Consider the following 14,062-nt stretch of genomic DNA (forward strand, 5'->3'; position numbering starts at 1 on the left):
GTGGCCTCATGACCACCCGCCTCGGGTTCAGTCGAAGCGGTTGACCGGCAGCTTCAAGTAATGATTGCCGTCATCTTCCGCCGGTGGCAGCCGCCCACCCCGCAGGTTCACCTGAAGAGCGGCCAGAATGCGGTCAGGCAGCGGCAGCGTCGCATCGCGCTCCTGTCGGCGCTTGATGTAGTCCTCACGGTCGGTGCCGTCCTTGACGTGCTTGTTGCTTGCCTTGTGCTCTGCAACCGTCGCTTCCCACATCGGCTCGTCGCGGTCCGGGCCGCCGTAGTCATGGCCGACGAAGAGCCGGGTGTTGCCCGGCAGCGCCAGGATTTCCTGGATCGATTCCCAGAGCTCGGTTGTCTTGCCGCCCGGGAAGTCCGAGCGCGAGGTGCCGACGTCGGGCTGCATCAGCGTGTCATGCACAAAAGCCGCGTCGCCGCAGAGGTAGGTGATCGAGCCGAGCGTGTGGCCCGGCGACAACATGATCTTCACGTCGAGCTCACCGATACTGAATGTCTCGCCCTCCTCAAAGAGGCGGTCGAAATCGCGTTCGGGGTCAAAGGCATCTGGCAGGTTGTATAGATCGGCCCAGATCTTCGCGATCTCGGGAACCAGAGCCCCGATGGCGTTCGGCGCACCGGTGCGCTCCTTCAGATGCGTCGAAGCCATCACATGATCGGCATGCGGATGCGTGTCGAGCACCCACTCAACTTCCAGCCCGTTCTCGCGCACGAGGTCCAGAACCTGGTCCATGCTCTCGGTCGAGAACCGATAGTTCCGGTGATCGAAGTTCCACGCGACGTCGATCAGCGCTGCTTTCTTCGTCGTCGGATCGGCGCAAATGTATTGGATGGAACCGGTGTCGGGTTCATAGATGCCCCAGACATCGGGGCTGCCTTCGCCGGTCGAGGGCGAATGGCGGACGACGCGGGACTTCAGCGGATCTTTCATTGGGTGGCTCCTTTCAGCGAGAAGGGTTTGTCGGGCGCATGGCGGGCCGCCCACATGCCGATCAGCATGAACGGCACGAAGATGAGCGTGCCTGTGGCGGCGATGGGAAGGGCAGTGAGCGCCGGTCCGGGGCAAAACCCGCCGAGACCCCAGCCCGTTCCAAAGATCGCAGCTCCTACGACCAGCTTCGGCTCCAGGTCGCTCTTCCGCGGGATGCGGAATTCGCTGTCGAAGAATGGACGGTCGAGCGCGCGGGTGAGCCAGGCGAACCCTGGCGCCGTCACCAGGATGGCGCCCCCCATCACGAAGGCGAGGCTCGGGTCCCAGCTGCCGAACAGGTCGAGAAAGTTCAGCACCTTGGCCGGGTTGGCCATGCCTGAGATGATCAGGCCGAGGCCGAAGATCAGGCCGGAAATTAGGGCAAATATCTGTTTCATCGCTGAGACCTCAGATCAGGTGACGGGTGACAAGGACGGTCACGAAGGCCGCCGTCATGAATACGATCGTTGCCACAATGGAGCGCGCTGAGCCGCGGGAGATGCCGCAGACCCCATGGCCCGAGGTGCAGCCGCTGCCGAAGACGGCGCCGAAGCCCACAAGCAGGCCGGCAATCGCCATCAGAACGGGGCTGGACGGCACCCATTGCTCAGGCCAATCGCCCGACACCAGCAGCCAGAGCGGAGCGGCCAGCAACAAGCCCAGGACGAACAGGGCTGAAACGCCGCGCGCTTCACCGTCGCTGCTACGCGCGAAGATGCGTGAGGTCAGGCCGCTGATCCCAGCGATGCGGCCGTTCGTGGCCATCAACAATACCGCCGATGCCCCGATCATCATGCCGCCGCCGAGCGACAGCCATGGTGTGAATGCAGTTTCCATCTCTCCACTCCGTGATGGCGCGCAAGATCGTGCACGCTTGATGTTATCTATTGTCGATGTATATCGGAGCCTGAATATTCAAGGTGGGGCATGTAGTGGCCGACGACGACCTGCTTGACGGCGACATCAAAAAAGCCGCTGAACTGATGAAGATTCTGGCCTCGGAGGCCCGTTTGCGGATTCTGTGTCGTCTGGTGGAAGGCGAGCGCTCGGTAGGCGAGCTCGCCCAAGCCTGTGGCGTCGCCCAGCCCACGATGTCTCAGCAACTCAAACGGCTCAAAGACGCCGGTCTGGTAGAAGGCCGCCGGGAAGCCCAGACGGTCTACTATCGACTTGTCGGGAATGAAGCCGCGGCGGTGCTGGAAACCCTGCACACCCTGTATTGCGCACGTTAGCGCTGGCCAATGTCGACTGGGAAGGGACTGGCAACTTGAACGGACAAGAACATTGAGTATTGATCGCGCTTGCCGTGTAATCGCTGTATGAACACACAAGCGATCAGGCGACTTGGCGTCCAGATGGGCCGCCGCTTAACCAAGGATGCCCGGCATCTGAAGATCGGCTTGGGCGGAGCCGTGGCAACGCTCTTGTTGGCCTCGATCTGGATCGTGGTGGACGCGCGGCAGGACGAGCAGGCCGATGTCCGCACCGCAGCGACGAACATCAGCGCGCTCCTTGCGCAGCAAGGCAGGACCGCGCTTGAATCAACCGACCTCGCATTGCGTGCGATCGCCGATTGGCTCGAACGCGAGGATCTCCCACAAGACGACGCGGAATTTCGCACGTTCATTCGCAGTCTCAACGAACGCCTTGAGACGGTGCGTGCGCTCTTCGTGATCGGAGCGGACGGTTACATCAGTCACGACACCGATTACCCGGACACTCCGCGCGTTTCGCTGGCCGACAGGCAGTATTTCAGCGTATTGCGCGACGACCCCGACAGGGACTTCTACGTCGGCCGCCCGATTCTGAGCCGGTCGGTTTCGCGCTGGTTTGTTCCTGTCGCGCGTCGCCTCGAGTCCACCGATGGCCAATTCGCCGGGGTTGCGGTGGCGGCGCTCGAGCCGAACTTCATCGAGCGAACCTACGGCCGCCTGAAACTCGAGCCGCGTGACGTAGTCGTCCTGTTTCATGCGGACCGAACGCTGATTGCGAGCGTCCCGCCGCTGCCCGACGCCTATGGAACAAAGGCCGAGAATGTCAGGATTTTCGCGCCCGACCTGGCCGAGGCTTCAAACGGTATTTATCAGACCATGAACCCACTTACCGAGCGCGAGGCGGTGGTCGGGTTCGAACGTTTCGGCGCGTTCCCTCTCGTAGTCGCCGTCGGGCTTGACCACGGCGACGCTCTGGTCGATTGGCGCCGGACACTCTGGACCGTCGTTCTCGCCGATATCCTCCTGATCGCGCTGATGCTGCTGCTCTACTCGGCACTGGAGCGTCGTCGGCTCGAGCGGCAGGTCGAGCGCCAGAAGGCAGCGATGCAGCAGAAACTTGAGACCATCGGTTTCATGACAAGCGGAGTCGCTCATGACTTCAAGAACATCCTTGCGGTGATCGACTCCGCGGTGCGCTTGCTGCGTCGGAGAGACGCCGACGAGACCTTGCTTCGGGGCATTGATGAAGCCCGAGAGCGCGGTGTCGGACTTATCTCTGATCTGCTCCAGTTCGCCAAAGATCAGGAGGTGCATACCAGCACATTCAGCCTGGATGGGCAGATCCGCTCCCTCGAGGCTCTGCTCCGCCGCAGCACGGGCTCAGGTGTCACGCTTTCACTCGATCTCCAGGCCGGAGAAGCCTGCGTGGAGGCAAGCCGCGCGCTTTTGGATGCGGCTTTGATGAATCTGGCGGTCAACGCCTCGCATGCAATGTCCAAAGGGGGCGAACTCGTCATTTCGACGAGGGTCGTCGACCTCGAAGAACACCCCAAGCTTCATCCCGGACGTTATGTGTCCATTCAGGTTGAAGATACGGGACAAGGCATCTCTCAGGAAACACTGGCCAGCCTGTTCCAGCCGTTCACAAGCACGAAAGGGACGCATGGCACCGGTCTCGGTCTCTATCAGACCCGGCGTTTCGCGCGGGAGGCTGGTGGAGATATAGGCGTCACCAGCGAGCTTGACCACGGAACGCGAGTGCAAATTCTGTTGCCGGTGGCAGACAGTTCTTCGCCGTAACGATTGGCGGTTCGTTCCCGCCGTATTCGAATGTGATCGCGCACATAACGCCCGGATTCCGGATTATTAGACCGAGCTGCCCGGCCTCAGGCCGGACAGCTTTTATGCGGTTCGAGTTAGATGATCCGCACCTGCGTTCCGACTGGCGTGATCTCGAAGAGCTCCGCGATCATCTCATTGTAGAGTCCGATACATCCGTCAGAGGATGGGCGGCCTATCTTTCGGGTATCGTGGGTGCCATGGATCAGGTAGGCGGGCCAAGACAGATACATCGCGTGAGTTCCTAACGGATTGTCGGGGCCAGGCGGCATGTAGGTCCAGCCGAAGCGTTCGACTTGGCTGGGCGTCGGTGTCCAGTCGGGACCCACCTTCTTGCGCACAATCCGCGTATAACCACGCTTTGTGAGTTCCTCCGAGATAGGCACCGAAGTCGGATAAACACGGTAGTCCGATCCGTCGGCGTTCCAGTAGTGCAATGCCCGCGAGGAGGTATCGGCGACAATGATCCCGACGCCCAGATCATCGAAATGGTCCTGCCATCGCTGCACCTTGAAGCTCGAGGAATTTCGTCGCACGGGCTCAGCCGCGCGCAGCAATCCCGGAGTTGCCAGCCCTGCGAGGCCAGTGAGGATCGCTGAACGGCGTGTCAGAGGTTTTTTCATCTGCTCTCTCCTTTTTTTGTGATGCTTTCGCTTTTGCCAAAGTCAGCTGCGGGCCGCGGCGACGGCCTCACGCAGGGTTTTGGCGTCCAGTGCGCCCGGATATAGCGTTTCGCCGACGATGAAGGCGGGCGTGCCACGAAGGCCGATCAGACTTGCCTGCTCGCTATTGCGGCTCAACAGCCCGTCCCACTTGTCCCGCTCGCCTCGATAGGCCTTGTCCAGTTCGTCTATGTCGAAGTCCGCAAGGTTCAGCGTTTCTTCGATCAGGTGATCGTCGAGCTTTCCCTCAGTCTCCATCAGGGCGGTGTTTGCTGCCTCATAGCGGCCCAGAGAGGCTGCCCCGAGAGCCAGTTGGGCGGCCCTGACGGACGGCGCGCCGAAAATCGGCCAGTCCTTCATGACAAGACGGACGTTGCCGTCAGTCTCGACGACCTCGGTCAATGGCGGATGGTTGGCCTTGCAGTAAGGGCACTGGTAATCGAAAAACTCCACGATGGTGACGTCGCCATCAGGGTTGCCGAGCACCGGGTTGGCCGGATCGAAGAGAACATCCTCGACGGTCAGTTCCTTGGCGCTGGCAGCCGAGTGGAAGATCGACATCAGGCTCACACCGCCGGCAACGGCGAAAAGGCCGCCAGTCAGAAAGGTTCTTCGTGGGATCATGGGCATGAGAATCTCCTATTGCGTGTCAGTTGCTGGTCGTGGTGCGGCCCGGAGGCGTCGTTCCTTTGCCGCTGTCGCTCTCGCTCAGCACGACCACACGAGCGCCATCGTTGACGCGCTCGTGCAGGTCGAGGATGTCCTGGTTGAACAGGCGGATGCAGCCGGATGAGACGGCCTTGCCGATCGAGAAAGGATTGTTGGTGCCGTGGATGCGGTAAAGCGTGTCCCGCCCACCCTTGAAGAGATAGAGCGCACGAGCGCCAAGGGGGTTGTCCAGCCCGCCTTCCAACCCGTTGCGCACCGGGCCGTAGAGCTCTGGATCACGGCGCAGCATGTTCTGCGTCGGCGTCCAGCGGGGCCATTCACGCTTGAACGGGATCACCCCTTCGCCTGAAAAGCCGCGACCCTGATCGCCCACGGCGACTCCGTAGCGCAGGGCACGGTCGCCTTCGAGCACGAGATAGAGGAAGCGCGCATGGGGATCGACGATGATCGTGCCGGGCGGCTCATCGGTCCAGTAGTCGACCTCCTGCCTACGGTTACGCTCGCTCAACGCCGCCTCTGGCACTGCGGGGATTGTGCGGCCCGCGTCCTGCACTTCACCGTAAAGCGGGTCCGTCTCTGTGGATTTGAGGGCAACTGGCGTGGCTCTCTCTCGCACAGCATCAGCGGGTGGCGCCGTGCAGGCCGCCAACAAGGCCAACCCCGCAACCACGCCAAAGGTCGTCGGCTTCAAAGTCATTTTGTCTCCTGAAGTTCTTTCATGCGGTTGGTCAGCTCGGCTCGTGAGATTTCGCCGGTATGTGCGGCGACAAGATTCCCCTCCGCGTCGAAGAAAAGCGTGCTGGGAAGGCCGAGCAGATCGAAGTGCTCCATCATGCGTTGGCCTTCATCCAGCACCACATGCCTGCCATTCAATGCCGCTTCTTCGAGGTAGTGGACCACGGTGGCTGGCGGCTCGCCCTGATTGACAAAACGCAGCATCACATCGTCCTGTGCTTCCGCGAGCTCCATCATCATGGGCATCTCGCGTCGGCAGGGCGGGCACCAGCTTGCCCAAAGGTTCACGACCACCGGACGTCCATCGGACTCGGTCATCTTGACTGAAGCACCCCCGAGATTCGTGAGGGCCAATTGAGGCAAGCTGCCCTGTGCCTCGGTCGAGAAGATCCATCCCGCCGCCGTATGGGCAGAGCTGGCCATGGCCACCGCAAGGACCAGAGGGCGCAGCACCTCGGGACGTTTCAGAAGCGAGACAAGTCCCACAAGTCCCGCGCCCAGCAGTCCGGCAATCGGCTCGAAACCGCCCTGCCAGACGGCCAGTGCCGAGAGCGGGTCGAGGACAAATGCCTCGCGATTAACCAAGACGAAACCAAGACGCGCCGCAACGATCCACGACATCAACAGCAGCCACCCCCACCGGTGCAGCGTGACTGCTTGGCCCGGTCTTCGCCGGCCAACCAGGTCCAGCACCAGAAGAACGGCGGCAAGCGCGATCACCGCGTGCAGACGTTCGTTTGCGAAAACCAGGGGACCGATGGATGTCGCGTTCATTGCACAGCCCTCGCCGAGGCCACGACGTCAGCGGGACCGGGCTCGCCAATAAGCCGCGTTTCTTTCTGCTCACGCCCCTCGGCATCGAGGAAAATCATCGTTGGCGGCCCGACCGAGCGCAGACGATCCAGCAGCGCTTGGCTATCCGCGTCGAACGTCGTGAGATCGGCAGCAAGCACCTGCATCTCCGAAAGCGCCGCCTGCACTCCGGGGTCTGGCCAGACGCGGCGCTCGATGGAGCGGCAGCTCACGCACCACTCGGCAGTGAAATAGATCATGGCCGGCCGATCCGTCCGCGCCAGCTCTTCCTCGAGTTCCGGCACAGAGCGGATCGTGGTGAAGGCGACAGCCTTCTCACTGTCATGCCTCGGCGCTCCGAGTCGCAGCCCCGCCAACGGTCGCAAGGGATCGTCACCGCCGCTGGCGACTCCGACCCCCATGAGGGCTGCGGCAAGAAGGGTTGCGACCCCAGCTGCCTGACGCAGCCGAGCGGTAGGCGCGGCGCCGGACTCCGGCCGGTCAAGCGCGCCGAGAAAAACGCCGGCCAGCACCCCGGACCAGATCGCCAGTCCAGCGGCGGGTGGCACGACCCGTCCCGCCAACCAAGCGGCCATACCGAGAAATATGAAACCAAAAATGCGGTTCACCACCTGCATCCAGCGCCCGGCGCGCGGTAAGGCGCGGCTACCGAAGGCACCGAGCAGCAGAAGCGGCACGCCTTGGCCGAGCCCAAGAGAAAACAACGCGGCGGCGCCAAGCGCGGTATCTCCGGTCTGAGCAATATAAAGCAGCGCCCCCGCTAACGGCGCGGTAACGCAGGGCCCCATGATCAGGGCCGAGGTGAAGCCGAGCCCAGCGGCCCCTGCAAATGTCCCCCCGGGCCGGCCGCCGACCGCCGCCATGCGATCGTTCCAACCCTGCGGCAGGCGCAGCTCGAACAGGCCGAACATCGACAACGCCAGTGCGGAAAAGAGTATCGCCACTCCGCCGACTGCCCACGGCGATTGCAGGACGATCTGGAGGTTTTGCCCGGACCAAGCGGCGGCCACCCCCAGAAGTGCAAGCGCGGAGGACATCGCAAGCACGTAGGTCGCACTGAGCGCAAACCCGCGGGGGGCCGTCAGACTCTCCCCCTGGCCTGCAAGAAACCCGCCGAGGATGGGGATCATTGGCAGAACGCAAGGCGTGAAGGCCAGCAGCAGTCCGAAACCGAAGAAACCCAGCAGCAACAGGCTCAGACCCCCGCGCTGCATCAACCCCTCGATTAGCCCGACATCTTCGGCCAAAGTGATGCCGCCCTCCGGCGTAATGGGCGCTGAACCAATCTTTTCCGGCTCCCCAGGCGAAGCAGCCGGGACAGCCGGCAAGATGTCCGTGACCGGCGGGTAGCAGATGCCGTCTTCCTGACAGCCCTGATAGGTGACGTGCAACTCGCCGGAACCAAGGTCGATGCGCGCCTCGGCCCGGTCATAATAGACCTCTACCGGGCCGAAGGTCGGGTCTACCTTCTGCGCGCCGGGGTCGCTCTCGAAGGTGACGGGCGCACCCGTGTCAGTCTCGACGGCGAGATAGTCGCGGTATAGGTAATAGCCTTCAGCGATCTTCCATCGTAACAGGCGGCTGCCATCAGGTTGGGGGTCCACTGAAAGGGCAAAAGCCTCGCGCGGGTCCAGCGGTGCGCCGGATGAAAACAGGTTTTCCTGTGCGGCCGCGGAGCCTGCAAGACCCGCAATCAGCAGGATTGTCCGGAACGAGGCGCAAAGAAACGCGAGTGGTCGGAGAGATTCGGAGAGAATTGCTGTCATGCAGCGCTCCCTCGGCCTCCAACCTTAACGCTGGCTTAATGTTGACAGCCGAAACCGCCTGAAGTCAGAAGGAGCCGGGAATGCGGATATTGGTAGTGGAAGACGATGCCTCGTTGGCCGACGGTTTGTGCATCGGCCTGCGTCTGCACGGTTTCGTCCCCGAACTGGTGGGAACCTGTGAGGATGCGCAGGAGGCCTGGGAGCAGGACGGCTTCTCTGCCGTGGTGCTCGATATTATGCTGCCAGACGGCTCCGGTCTCGAATTGCTCCGCACCATACGATCGCAAGGCACCCGGACACCTGTGTTGCTACTGACAGCGCTCGATCAGATCTGCGACAGGATCGCCGGGCTGGACGCAGGCGCCGATGACTACCTCGCAAAGCCATTCGACCTGGGCGAATTGGGCGCTCGGCTGCGTGCTATCACCCGGCGTGCGCAGGGTCAGGCCAGTGCCACTATTGAATGGAACGGATTGGTGTTCGACCCTGCGCGCATGGCAGGCAAGATCGGCGGGGGTGAGGTGCGCTTTTCCCGCCGCGAGTTCACGATCTTGCAGGCACTCTTGGAACGCCCCGGGGTCATTGTCCCCAAGGATCGGCTCGAGGAGCGGCTCTACGGCTGGCAAGATGGCGTCGAGAGCAATACAGTTGAGGTGCACGTCCACAAGCTCCGGGCGAAGCTGGGCCCGCATTTCATCGAGACCGTCCGCGGGGTGGGCTATCGGCTTGCGGAGGAAAGCGCATGACGTCCATCCGCGCACGTCTGTTTCTTATCCTTCTGGTTTCCACCGGTGCGATCTGGTTTTCCGCAGCCTGGTGGATTCAGCACTCCACCCGCGTCGAGGTGGAGCGGGTATTGGATGCCCGTCTCGCGGAAGCGGCTGAAATGGTCTCGTCCCTCCTCTCCGATGGGCGCGTCGAGTTGTCTAACGCCGCCGACGCGATGGCTGCGCTCACCACTCGGTCCGAGGCCGGGTATTCCCGCCAGCTTTCTTGCCAGATTTGGTCACTCGACGGGACGATGGTCGGCGCGTCGCGCAGCGCCCCGGCGGGACGGCTGACCCAGGCGGATAGCGGCTTTTCTGAAACTGTCGTGGATGGTGAACGATGGCGCGTCTTCGCCGAAGTAAACGAAGAGCTCGGCCTGAGGGTGATGGTGGGGGATCGCCTTGCCGTGCGGGACCGGCTGGTCAGTGACGTGATCCGCGGTCTTTTGGTCCCTGCACTCGCTGTCCTCCCGTTTCTCGCGGGTTTGATCTGGCTCAGCGTGGGCCAAGGGCTCGCACCACTCTCACGCTTGGCAAAGACGTTGTCGGCGCGTTCGGCTGACAATCTGGAGCCGGTTCAGGCGGAGCCCCTCCCGCTTGAGCTGCGCCCCATGGGGGCCGCACTCAACACGCTGTTTGAGCGGGTGACCACAGCCCGGGAGCGAGAACGCAGCTTCTCAGCCTATGCCGCGCATGAGCTGAAGACGCCTCTTTCAGGTATCAAGACGCAGGCCCAGATCGCGGCCATGGCCCCAGACGAGGACACTCGCCGGCACGCGCTGGAGCAGATCGAGAAGGGCGTGGCTCGCACCGACCGCATGGTGCGCCAGCTTCTGGAACTGGCAGCTGTGGATGGTGCTTCAGACGATGGGGGCGGGGAAATTGACCTCAGGGAGGTGATCTCCGACGTCGTGGCTTCCATGCAGCGCGCTGCTGACGCCAAAGGCGTCAATCTCCATCTTGATCTTCCGGCAAGCTTGCCTTCCGTATCCGGCGACACCGTCCTGGCGACTCTGGCGCTGCGAAACGTGGTCGAAAACGCCATCGCGGCCAGCACGACCGGAAAAGTGGTCGAAATCCGCGCCGCTGTCTTCGGCAATGCCGCACAGGTCACCGTGTCAGACGAGGGTTTTGGCATCACTGAGGCAGATCGCTCTCGCATAACGGAGCGCTTTTTTCGGGGCCGAAACGCCCCAGAAGGGGGCAGCGGGCTGGGATTATCCATCACACAAACCGCCATGGAACGCATCGGCGGAAGTGTGGAGTCCCGCTCTCGAGGTTCCATCGGCGAGGCCATGACGCTAACCTTCCCTGCAAAGTCAGCCTGAAACCGAGCGGCGTCCCAAGAGAGGTCCCATTCCGCACCAACCACTCGGCGTCACGCGACGCTTTTTTCAGGGAACGACGAAAGGAGGGTTCCGTGCCAACCGGACACATCATGATGGCCATGAGCCCCGACGGCTTCGTCGCGCGCAAGGATCACGGGTTGGACTGGCTGACCAAGCAGCAGACGTCTGGGGAGGACCATGGGTTCGACGCGTTTCAGGAAAGCGTGGACGTGATTGTCATGGGATCTGGTTCATTCCGCACGCTTCTCGGGTTTGGTGAATGGGCCTATACGAAGCCTGTCGTCGTGTTGAGCCGCTCAATGTCCGAGCAAGACATTCCAGAGCGCCTGGCGGGAAAAGTCGAGGTTTCAAAGCTTAGCCCCGAAGGCGTCATGCGTGAATTCGCCGTCCGCGGCCATGAGCGAACGTATGTCGACGGCGGTGCCGTAATCCAGTCCTTTTTCAGGGCAGGATTGATCGGCGAAATGAAGGTCACGATCGTGCCGATCCTGCTTGGCGAGGGCATCCGCATCTTCGACACAGCCGTGCGGGACATTGATCTCCAACTCCTATCGGCGAAACCCTTTCCTTCAGGCTTGGTTGACTTGACCTACAAGGTCGGCATTGCAAGCAATGCCTGATCCTGGGCGAAAGCTTTGCATTTGCGGCGAAGGACCGGAAATTTAGGCTGCACCTCGGAGGGTGGCTTCACCCGACGGGGGTATTGGCCGCTCTTTGCACACTATGCAATGCTGCAACTGCACTTTACCTCAAGATCGTCACGGTCAATAAGGGCTCGTAGCCGACTTGTGGCGGTGGAAAAGTTCACCCCAGAGTCAGTTGACTTGAATGTCGCTTTTCGCCTCCGAGGGCTGATATGCTCGCTGGCGCGGCGAATGACTGGAATCCGCCCGACCTTCATTGGTGATCGCAGAGTTGGCGAATAGCGAGCACGTGCGTCGAACGGCAGCGCATCTGCTCCGATGTCCACTTCAGGGAAACTCCGTAGCTGTGTCGAGAGCGGGCGTGGCCGGCAGCTAAGGGAAGATCTTTAGCTATCACCACTATTGCCCCAAGCTGAGGTGTTTTATCGATCCTCAAACCAGGGGTAGCGAACTCTGAGTGGCACAAGTTCTATGTCATCTTTTATGTCAGAGAAGAGAACCACAATCCATTTTCGACTGTGCCCTGTGGCTGCACACCAAATGCTCAGATGGGCTGGTCGGGCGGAATCCTGACCAGCCGCCCTCCCCACCAATTGACGAACGTGAACAGAGAGGTTCGGTTCGCCGGAAGTTTATGTTACCCGTTACAGGCAGGGCTCTCGTATTGCGTCGCCCACTTCGCCCTGGCCGCAACATCCACCAGTCGACGTTGCCGATTGTCGATGCGGCGCCAGGCTGATCGGAAGTCGCGATGAGACTTGGGCAGAAGGTCATCCCGTCCGAAGGCAAGCGCGATCGTAATCGCCTCGCTCGCCGACAGCCCCCGCACTGCCTCCTGTGCTTCCTGTTGGCCGAGGAGAACCCGGCGGCAGGCCTCGGCATCCTGGTAGTTGGAGTTCAGCGCTGCGGACGCTTTCGGGTCACCAGCGATCTCCTTCAGTTCCGTGGGTGCGATGCCTTCAAGTTCGATATAAGTGATCATGGTTTCGTTCCTTTAGTTGTTTGCCCGTTTGGGTAGACGGTAAATTGGAACTTTTTCGGAAACGCGAAACGGTTTTTTTCGGCGTGCCTCTTGCCAAGCGCGAGAACAGACGAGCGCCCATACCATCGGGCTGATAGTGGGCAGTCCGAACTCTTGTTGAGGCCCGGCTAAGCCGTGTTCAGAGCGCTGAGGAAATTTCGGCGAGGGCGGGAAAATGTTGAAAACGCCCAGCGTCCATCCCGTGCGGATGATGGTTGGGCGTTTTCAACATCCTTCGGAAATAAGGGAATTTTCGGTGGGGAACGGCAATACGCAGATGCCTGCTCTCCCTTCTCAAAGCTTCAATTCCACATCCATGCTGCGCTGGCCTTCGATTTTGTCTACGAATTCCTGAGCGGAAGCCAGTCCCGTCGAGTGGTCGTAATGCCTCTGCACTGTTCGTTCGCTGCGGTGCCCGAGCAAGGCCGTTGCCGCGCGCGCGCCCGAGGTCAGGTGTTCGCTGGCCTCAGTCGCGACGTTGTCACGGAGGCGATGGATAGATACCCGGACGCCGAAGGCACGTGCGGTCACATCCCCGGTGAGACGTCCGATCTGGCTTTCACTGATGGCGACATCGGGCGACAGCATCGACGGGAACAGATACTGCCCCCGGTCAAACAGCGGCCGGTAGAAGTGCCTGTATTCCAGAAGTGACTCGGAAAGTTTCTGACTGGTTAAAGTCCTCTCAAACGGCGCACCGTTCTTCCGATCCTCTGGCAATTTCAGCATGCGCGCCGGGATTCGAACGTGGACCAACCCTGCATCTGGCAGGTCGAGGGTCTGGTCGAAAGCCAGCGCGGACAGCGCACGTGCCCGTTGCGGCAGGGCCGCGCCAAGAGACAACAGGATGCCGTTCCGAAAATCCCGGGCGGCATGGATGCCTCGAAGGCGCCGCTTTCGGGCTTTCTCCATCAGATCGAACCCGAGGCCGTATATTTCCGAAGCTCCGACAAGTTGGGAGCCGGTCTTCGTTATGGCTCCTTCTTGCTCGGCGCGCTCCCGCCAGTCACATGCGACGAATTCGCAGGCCGGCGAGGTGAGGCCCGGCTCGATGACGGTCATGCCTGCCAGGATACGGCCAACATAATCCGATGCCGTCCGCGTTGAGGCGCGTTCTGCAACTTGAGCTGCGTAGCGATCGAGAACCTGACCGGTTGGCCGCAGGGGCAGGCCGTGGGATCTGCAGTGATCCACCCAGCCCGCCAGCGCGCGGATCACATTTGCGGAATACGCCGCGCTCCAAAGCGGGCACCCTTTGGAGCGTTTTCCTTCCATCGATACCGAGATCCGTTCAGCGATAGCAGGATGCCAATCCTTCGGGAGCTCGCCGAGGCTTTTCTGTGCCTTTTCCCATGCAGTTTGGCGCGGCGCCTTCCGCTTCACCCGCGCCTTGCGAAGCACTTGGGCGAAATGCGCACAGCGTTCGGCGCCCCATTTTTCGGATGCTACTCTTTGCAGATGGGCAAACTCCATGAAAGCGCTTGAGCCGACCTCGCGGTGCCGCTGTTCGAGGTGCGTCTCGAGCTTGAGAAGGCTCGGCGGCTGATCCGCAGGGGCCGCGTTGCGGATGCAGTTCAGAAGAACGAGGTGATTATTCAT

The 14,062-nt window shown here is 61.5% G+C and carries 15 protein-coding genes; 5 read left to right on the forward strand and 10 right to left on the reverse strand.

Going from position 1 to position 14,062, the window contains the following annotated elements; translation table 11 throughout:
* Positions 1 to 27: 27 nt before the first annotated feature.
* Genes ACGYKA_RS11415 through ACGYKA_RS11425 form a run of 3 tightly spaced genes read right to left on the reverse strand, consistent with a single transcriptional unit; the run spans position 28 to position 1,821 of the window.
* Positions 28 to 945: an MBL fold metallo-hydrolase gene (locus ACGYKA_RS11415; protein ID WP_394409399.1), complete on the reverse strand. Its 918-nt coding sequence runs from the start codon at positions 943 to 945 to the stop codon at positions 28 to 30.
* Positions 942 to 1,382: a YeeE/YedE family protein gene (locus tag ACGYKA_RS11420; RefSeq protein WP_074839016.1), complete on the reverse strand. Its 441-nt coding sequence runs from the start codon at positions 1,380 to 1,382 to the stop codon at positions 942 to 944. Before ACGYKA_RS11420 ends, ACGYKA_RS11415 begins: the two co-directional genes overlap by 4 nt.
* A 10-nt stretch (positions 1,383 to 1,392) precedes the next feature.
* Positions 1,393 to 1,821, reverse strand: a complete 429-nt coding sequence (locus ACGYKA_RS11425) for a YeeE/YedE family protein (protein ID WP_074839018.1) — start codon at positions 1,819 to 1,821, stop codon at positions 1,393 to 1,395.
* A gap of 95 nt (positions 1,822 to 1,916) precedes the next feature.
* Here ACGYKA_RS11425 and ACGYKA_RS11430 point away from each other — a divergent pair, with 95 nt between their 5' ends.
* Both ACGYKA_RS11430 and ACGYKA_RS11435 read left to right on the forward strand, forming a co-directional pair.
* Entirely contained in the window at positions 1,917 to 2,216 is a 300-nt protein-coding gene (locus ACGYKA_RS11430; protein WP_394409396.1) for an ArsR/SmtB family transcription factor, read from the forward strand.
* Between the two features lie 87 nt (positions 2,217 to 2,303).
* The gene (locus tag ACGYKA_RS11435; protein WP_394438772.1) at positions 2,304 to 3,998 is read left to right on the forward strand and encodes an ATP-binding protein; all 1,695 of its coding nucleotides are present in this window, start codon (positions 2,304 to 2,306) and stop codon (positions 3,996 to 3,998) included.
* A 116-nt stretch (positions 3,999 to 4,114) separates the two neighbouring features.
* Here ACGYKA_RS11435 and ACGYKA_RS11440 read toward each other — a convergent pair whose 3' ends face one another.
* The 5 genes from ACGYKA_RS11440 to dsbD are packed head-to-tail and all read right to left on the reverse strand — an operon-like array spanning position 4,115 to position 8,682.
* On the reverse strand, positions 4,115 to 4,660 hold the full coding sequence (locus ACGYKA_RS11440) for a L,D-transpeptidase (RefSeq protein WP_394409390.1): 546 nt from the start codon (positions 4,658 to 4,660) through the stop codon (positions 4,115 to 4,117).
* A 42-nt stretch (positions 4,661 to 4,702) separates the two neighbouring features.
* Complete coding sequence (locus ACGYKA_RS11445; protein ID WP_394409387.1) at positions 4,703 to 5,329, reverse strand: DsbA family protein; 627 nt, start codon at positions 5,327 to 5,329, stop codon at positions 4,703 to 4,705.
* Positions 5,330 to 5,348: 19 nt separating this feature from the next.
* Complete coding sequence (locus tag ACGYKA_RS11450; protein WP_394409384.1) at positions 5,349 to 6,065, reverse strand: L,D-transpeptidase; 717 nt, start codon at positions 6,063 to 6,065, stop codon at positions 5,349 to 5,351.
* Positions 6,062 to 6,877 carry a redoxin family protein gene (locus tag ACGYKA_RS11455; RefSeq protein WP_394409381.1) on the reverse strand — a complete coding sequence of 272 codons (816 nt, stop codon included), beginning with the start codon at positions 6,875 to 6,877 and terminating at the stop codon, positions 6,062 to 6,064. Before ACGYKA_RS11455 ends, ACGYKA_RS11450 begins: the two co-directional genes overlap by 4 nt.
* Positions 6,874 to 8,682: a protein-disulfide reductase DsbD gene (gene dsbD, locus ACGYKA_RS11460; protein ID WP_394409379.1), complete on the reverse strand. Its 1,809-nt coding sequence runs from the start codon at positions 8,680 to 8,682 to the stop codon at positions 6,874 to 6,876. Before dsbD ends, ACGYKA_RS11455 begins: the two co-directional genes overlap by 4 nt.
* Positions 8,683 to 8,762: 80 nt before the next feature.
* Here dsbD and ACGYKA_RS11465 point away from each other — a divergent pair, with 80 nt between their 5' ends.
* From ACGYKA_RS11465 to ACGYKA_RS11475, 3 genes are all read left to right on the forward strand, one after another.
* Complete coding sequence (locus ACGYKA_RS11465; protein WP_394409376.1) at positions 8,763 to 9,428, forward strand: response regulator transcription factor; 666 nt, start codon at positions 8,763 to 8,765, stop codon at positions 9,426 to 9,428.
* Positions 9,425 to 10,777: an ATP-binding protein gene (locus ACGYKA_RS11470; protein ID WP_394417915.1), complete on the forward strand. Its 1,353-nt coding sequence runs from the start codon at positions 9,425 to 9,427 to the stop codon at positions 10,775 to 10,777. Before ACGYKA_RS11465 ends, ACGYKA_RS11470 begins: the two co-directional genes overlap by 4 nt.
* 92 nt (positions 10,778 to 10,869) lie before the next feature.
* Positions 10,870 to 11,418 carry a dihydrofolate reductase family protein gene (locus tag ACGYKA_RS11475; RefSeq protein ID WP_394409370.1) on the forward strand — a complete coding sequence of 183 codons (549 nt, stop codon included), beginning with the start codon at positions 10,870 to 10,872 and terminating at the stop codon, positions 11,416 to 11,418.
* A gap of 661 nt (positions 11,419 to 12,079) precedes the next feature.
* Here the strand turns inward: ACGYKA_RS11475 and ACGYKA_RS11480 are convergent.
* Positions 12,080 to 12,424, reverse strand: a complete 345-nt coding sequence (locus ACGYKA_RS11480) for a hypothetical protein (RefSeq protein ID WP_394409367.1) — start codon at positions 12,422 to 12,424, stop codon at positions 12,080 to 12,082.
* A gap of 333 nt (positions 12,425 to 12,757) precedes the next feature.
* Positions 12,758 to 14,062, reverse strand: coding sequence for a hypothetical protein (locus tag ACGYKA_RS11485; protein ID WP_394409364.1), 1,305 nt, complete (start codon positions 14,060 to 14,062; stop codon positions 12,758 to 12,760).

Origin of the sequence: Sulfitobacter sp. 1A15106, assembly GCF_043556995.1 — a bacterium.
Classification (GTDB): domain Bacteria; phylum Pseudomonadota; class Alphaproteobacteria; order Rhodobacterales; family Rhodobacteraceae; genus Sulfitobacter; species Sulfitobacter faviae.

What these genes read in the sequence shown, in the direction of transcription:
- ACGYKA_RS11435 (WP_394438772.1), top strand. Translation starts at nt 2,304, where the DNA reads ATGAACACACAAGCGATCAGGCGACTTGGCGTCCAGATGGGCCGCCGC.
- ACGYKA_RS11415 (WP_394409399.1), bottom strand. Translation starts at nt 945, where the DNA reads ATGAAAGATCCGCTGAAGTCCCGCGTCGTCCGCCATTCGCCCTCGACC.
- ACGYKA_RS11480 (WP_394409367.1), bottom strand. Translation starts at nt 12,424, where the DNA reads ATGATCACTTATATCGAACTTGAAGGCATCGCACCCACGGAACTGAAG.
- ACGYKA_RS11440 (WP_394409390.1), bottom strand. Translation starts at nt 4,660, where the DNA reads ATGAAAAAACCTCTGACACGCCGTTCAGCGATCCTCACTGGCCTCGCA.
- ACGYKA_RS11465 (WP_394409376.1), top strand. Translation starts at nt 8,763, where the DNA reads ATGCGGATATTGGTAGTGGAAGACGATGCCTCGTTGGCCGACGGTTTG.
- ACGYKA_RS11485 (WP_394409364.1), bottom strand. Translation starts at nt 14,062, where the DNA reads ATGAATAATCACCTCGTTCTTCTGAACTGCATCCGCAACGCGGCCCCT.
- dsbD (WP_394409379.1), bottom strand. Translation starts at nt 8,682, where the DNA reads ATGACAGCAATTCTCTCCGAATCTCTCCGACCACTCGCGTTTCTTTGC.
- ACGYKA_RS11425 (WP_074839018.1), bottom strand. Translation starts at nt 1,821, where the DNA reads ATGGAAACTGCATTCACACCATGGCTGTCGCTCGGCGGCGGCATGATG.
- ACGYKA_RS11470 (WP_394417915.1), top strand. Translation starts at nt 9,425, where the DNA reads ATGACGTCCATCCGCGCACGTCTGTTTCTTATCCTTCTGGTTTCCACC.
- ACGYKA_RS11445 (WP_394409387.1), bottom strand. Translation starts at nt 5,329, where the DNA reads ATGCCCATGATCCCACGAAGAACCTTTCTGACTGGCGGCCTTTTCGCC.
- ACGYKA_RS11420 (WP_074839016.1), bottom strand. Translation starts at nt 1,382, where the DNA reads ATGAAACAGATATTTGCCCTAATTTCCGGCCTGATCTTCGGCCTCGGC.
- ACGYKA_RS11455 (WP_394409381.1), bottom strand. Translation starts at nt 6,877, where the DNA reads ATGAACGCGACATCCATCGGTCCCCTGGTTTTCGCAAACGAACGTCTG.
- ACGYKA_RS11450 (WP_394409384.1), bottom strand. Translation starts at nt 6,065, where the DNA reads ATGACTTTGAAGCCGACGACCTTTGGCGTGGTTGCGGGGTTGGCCTTG.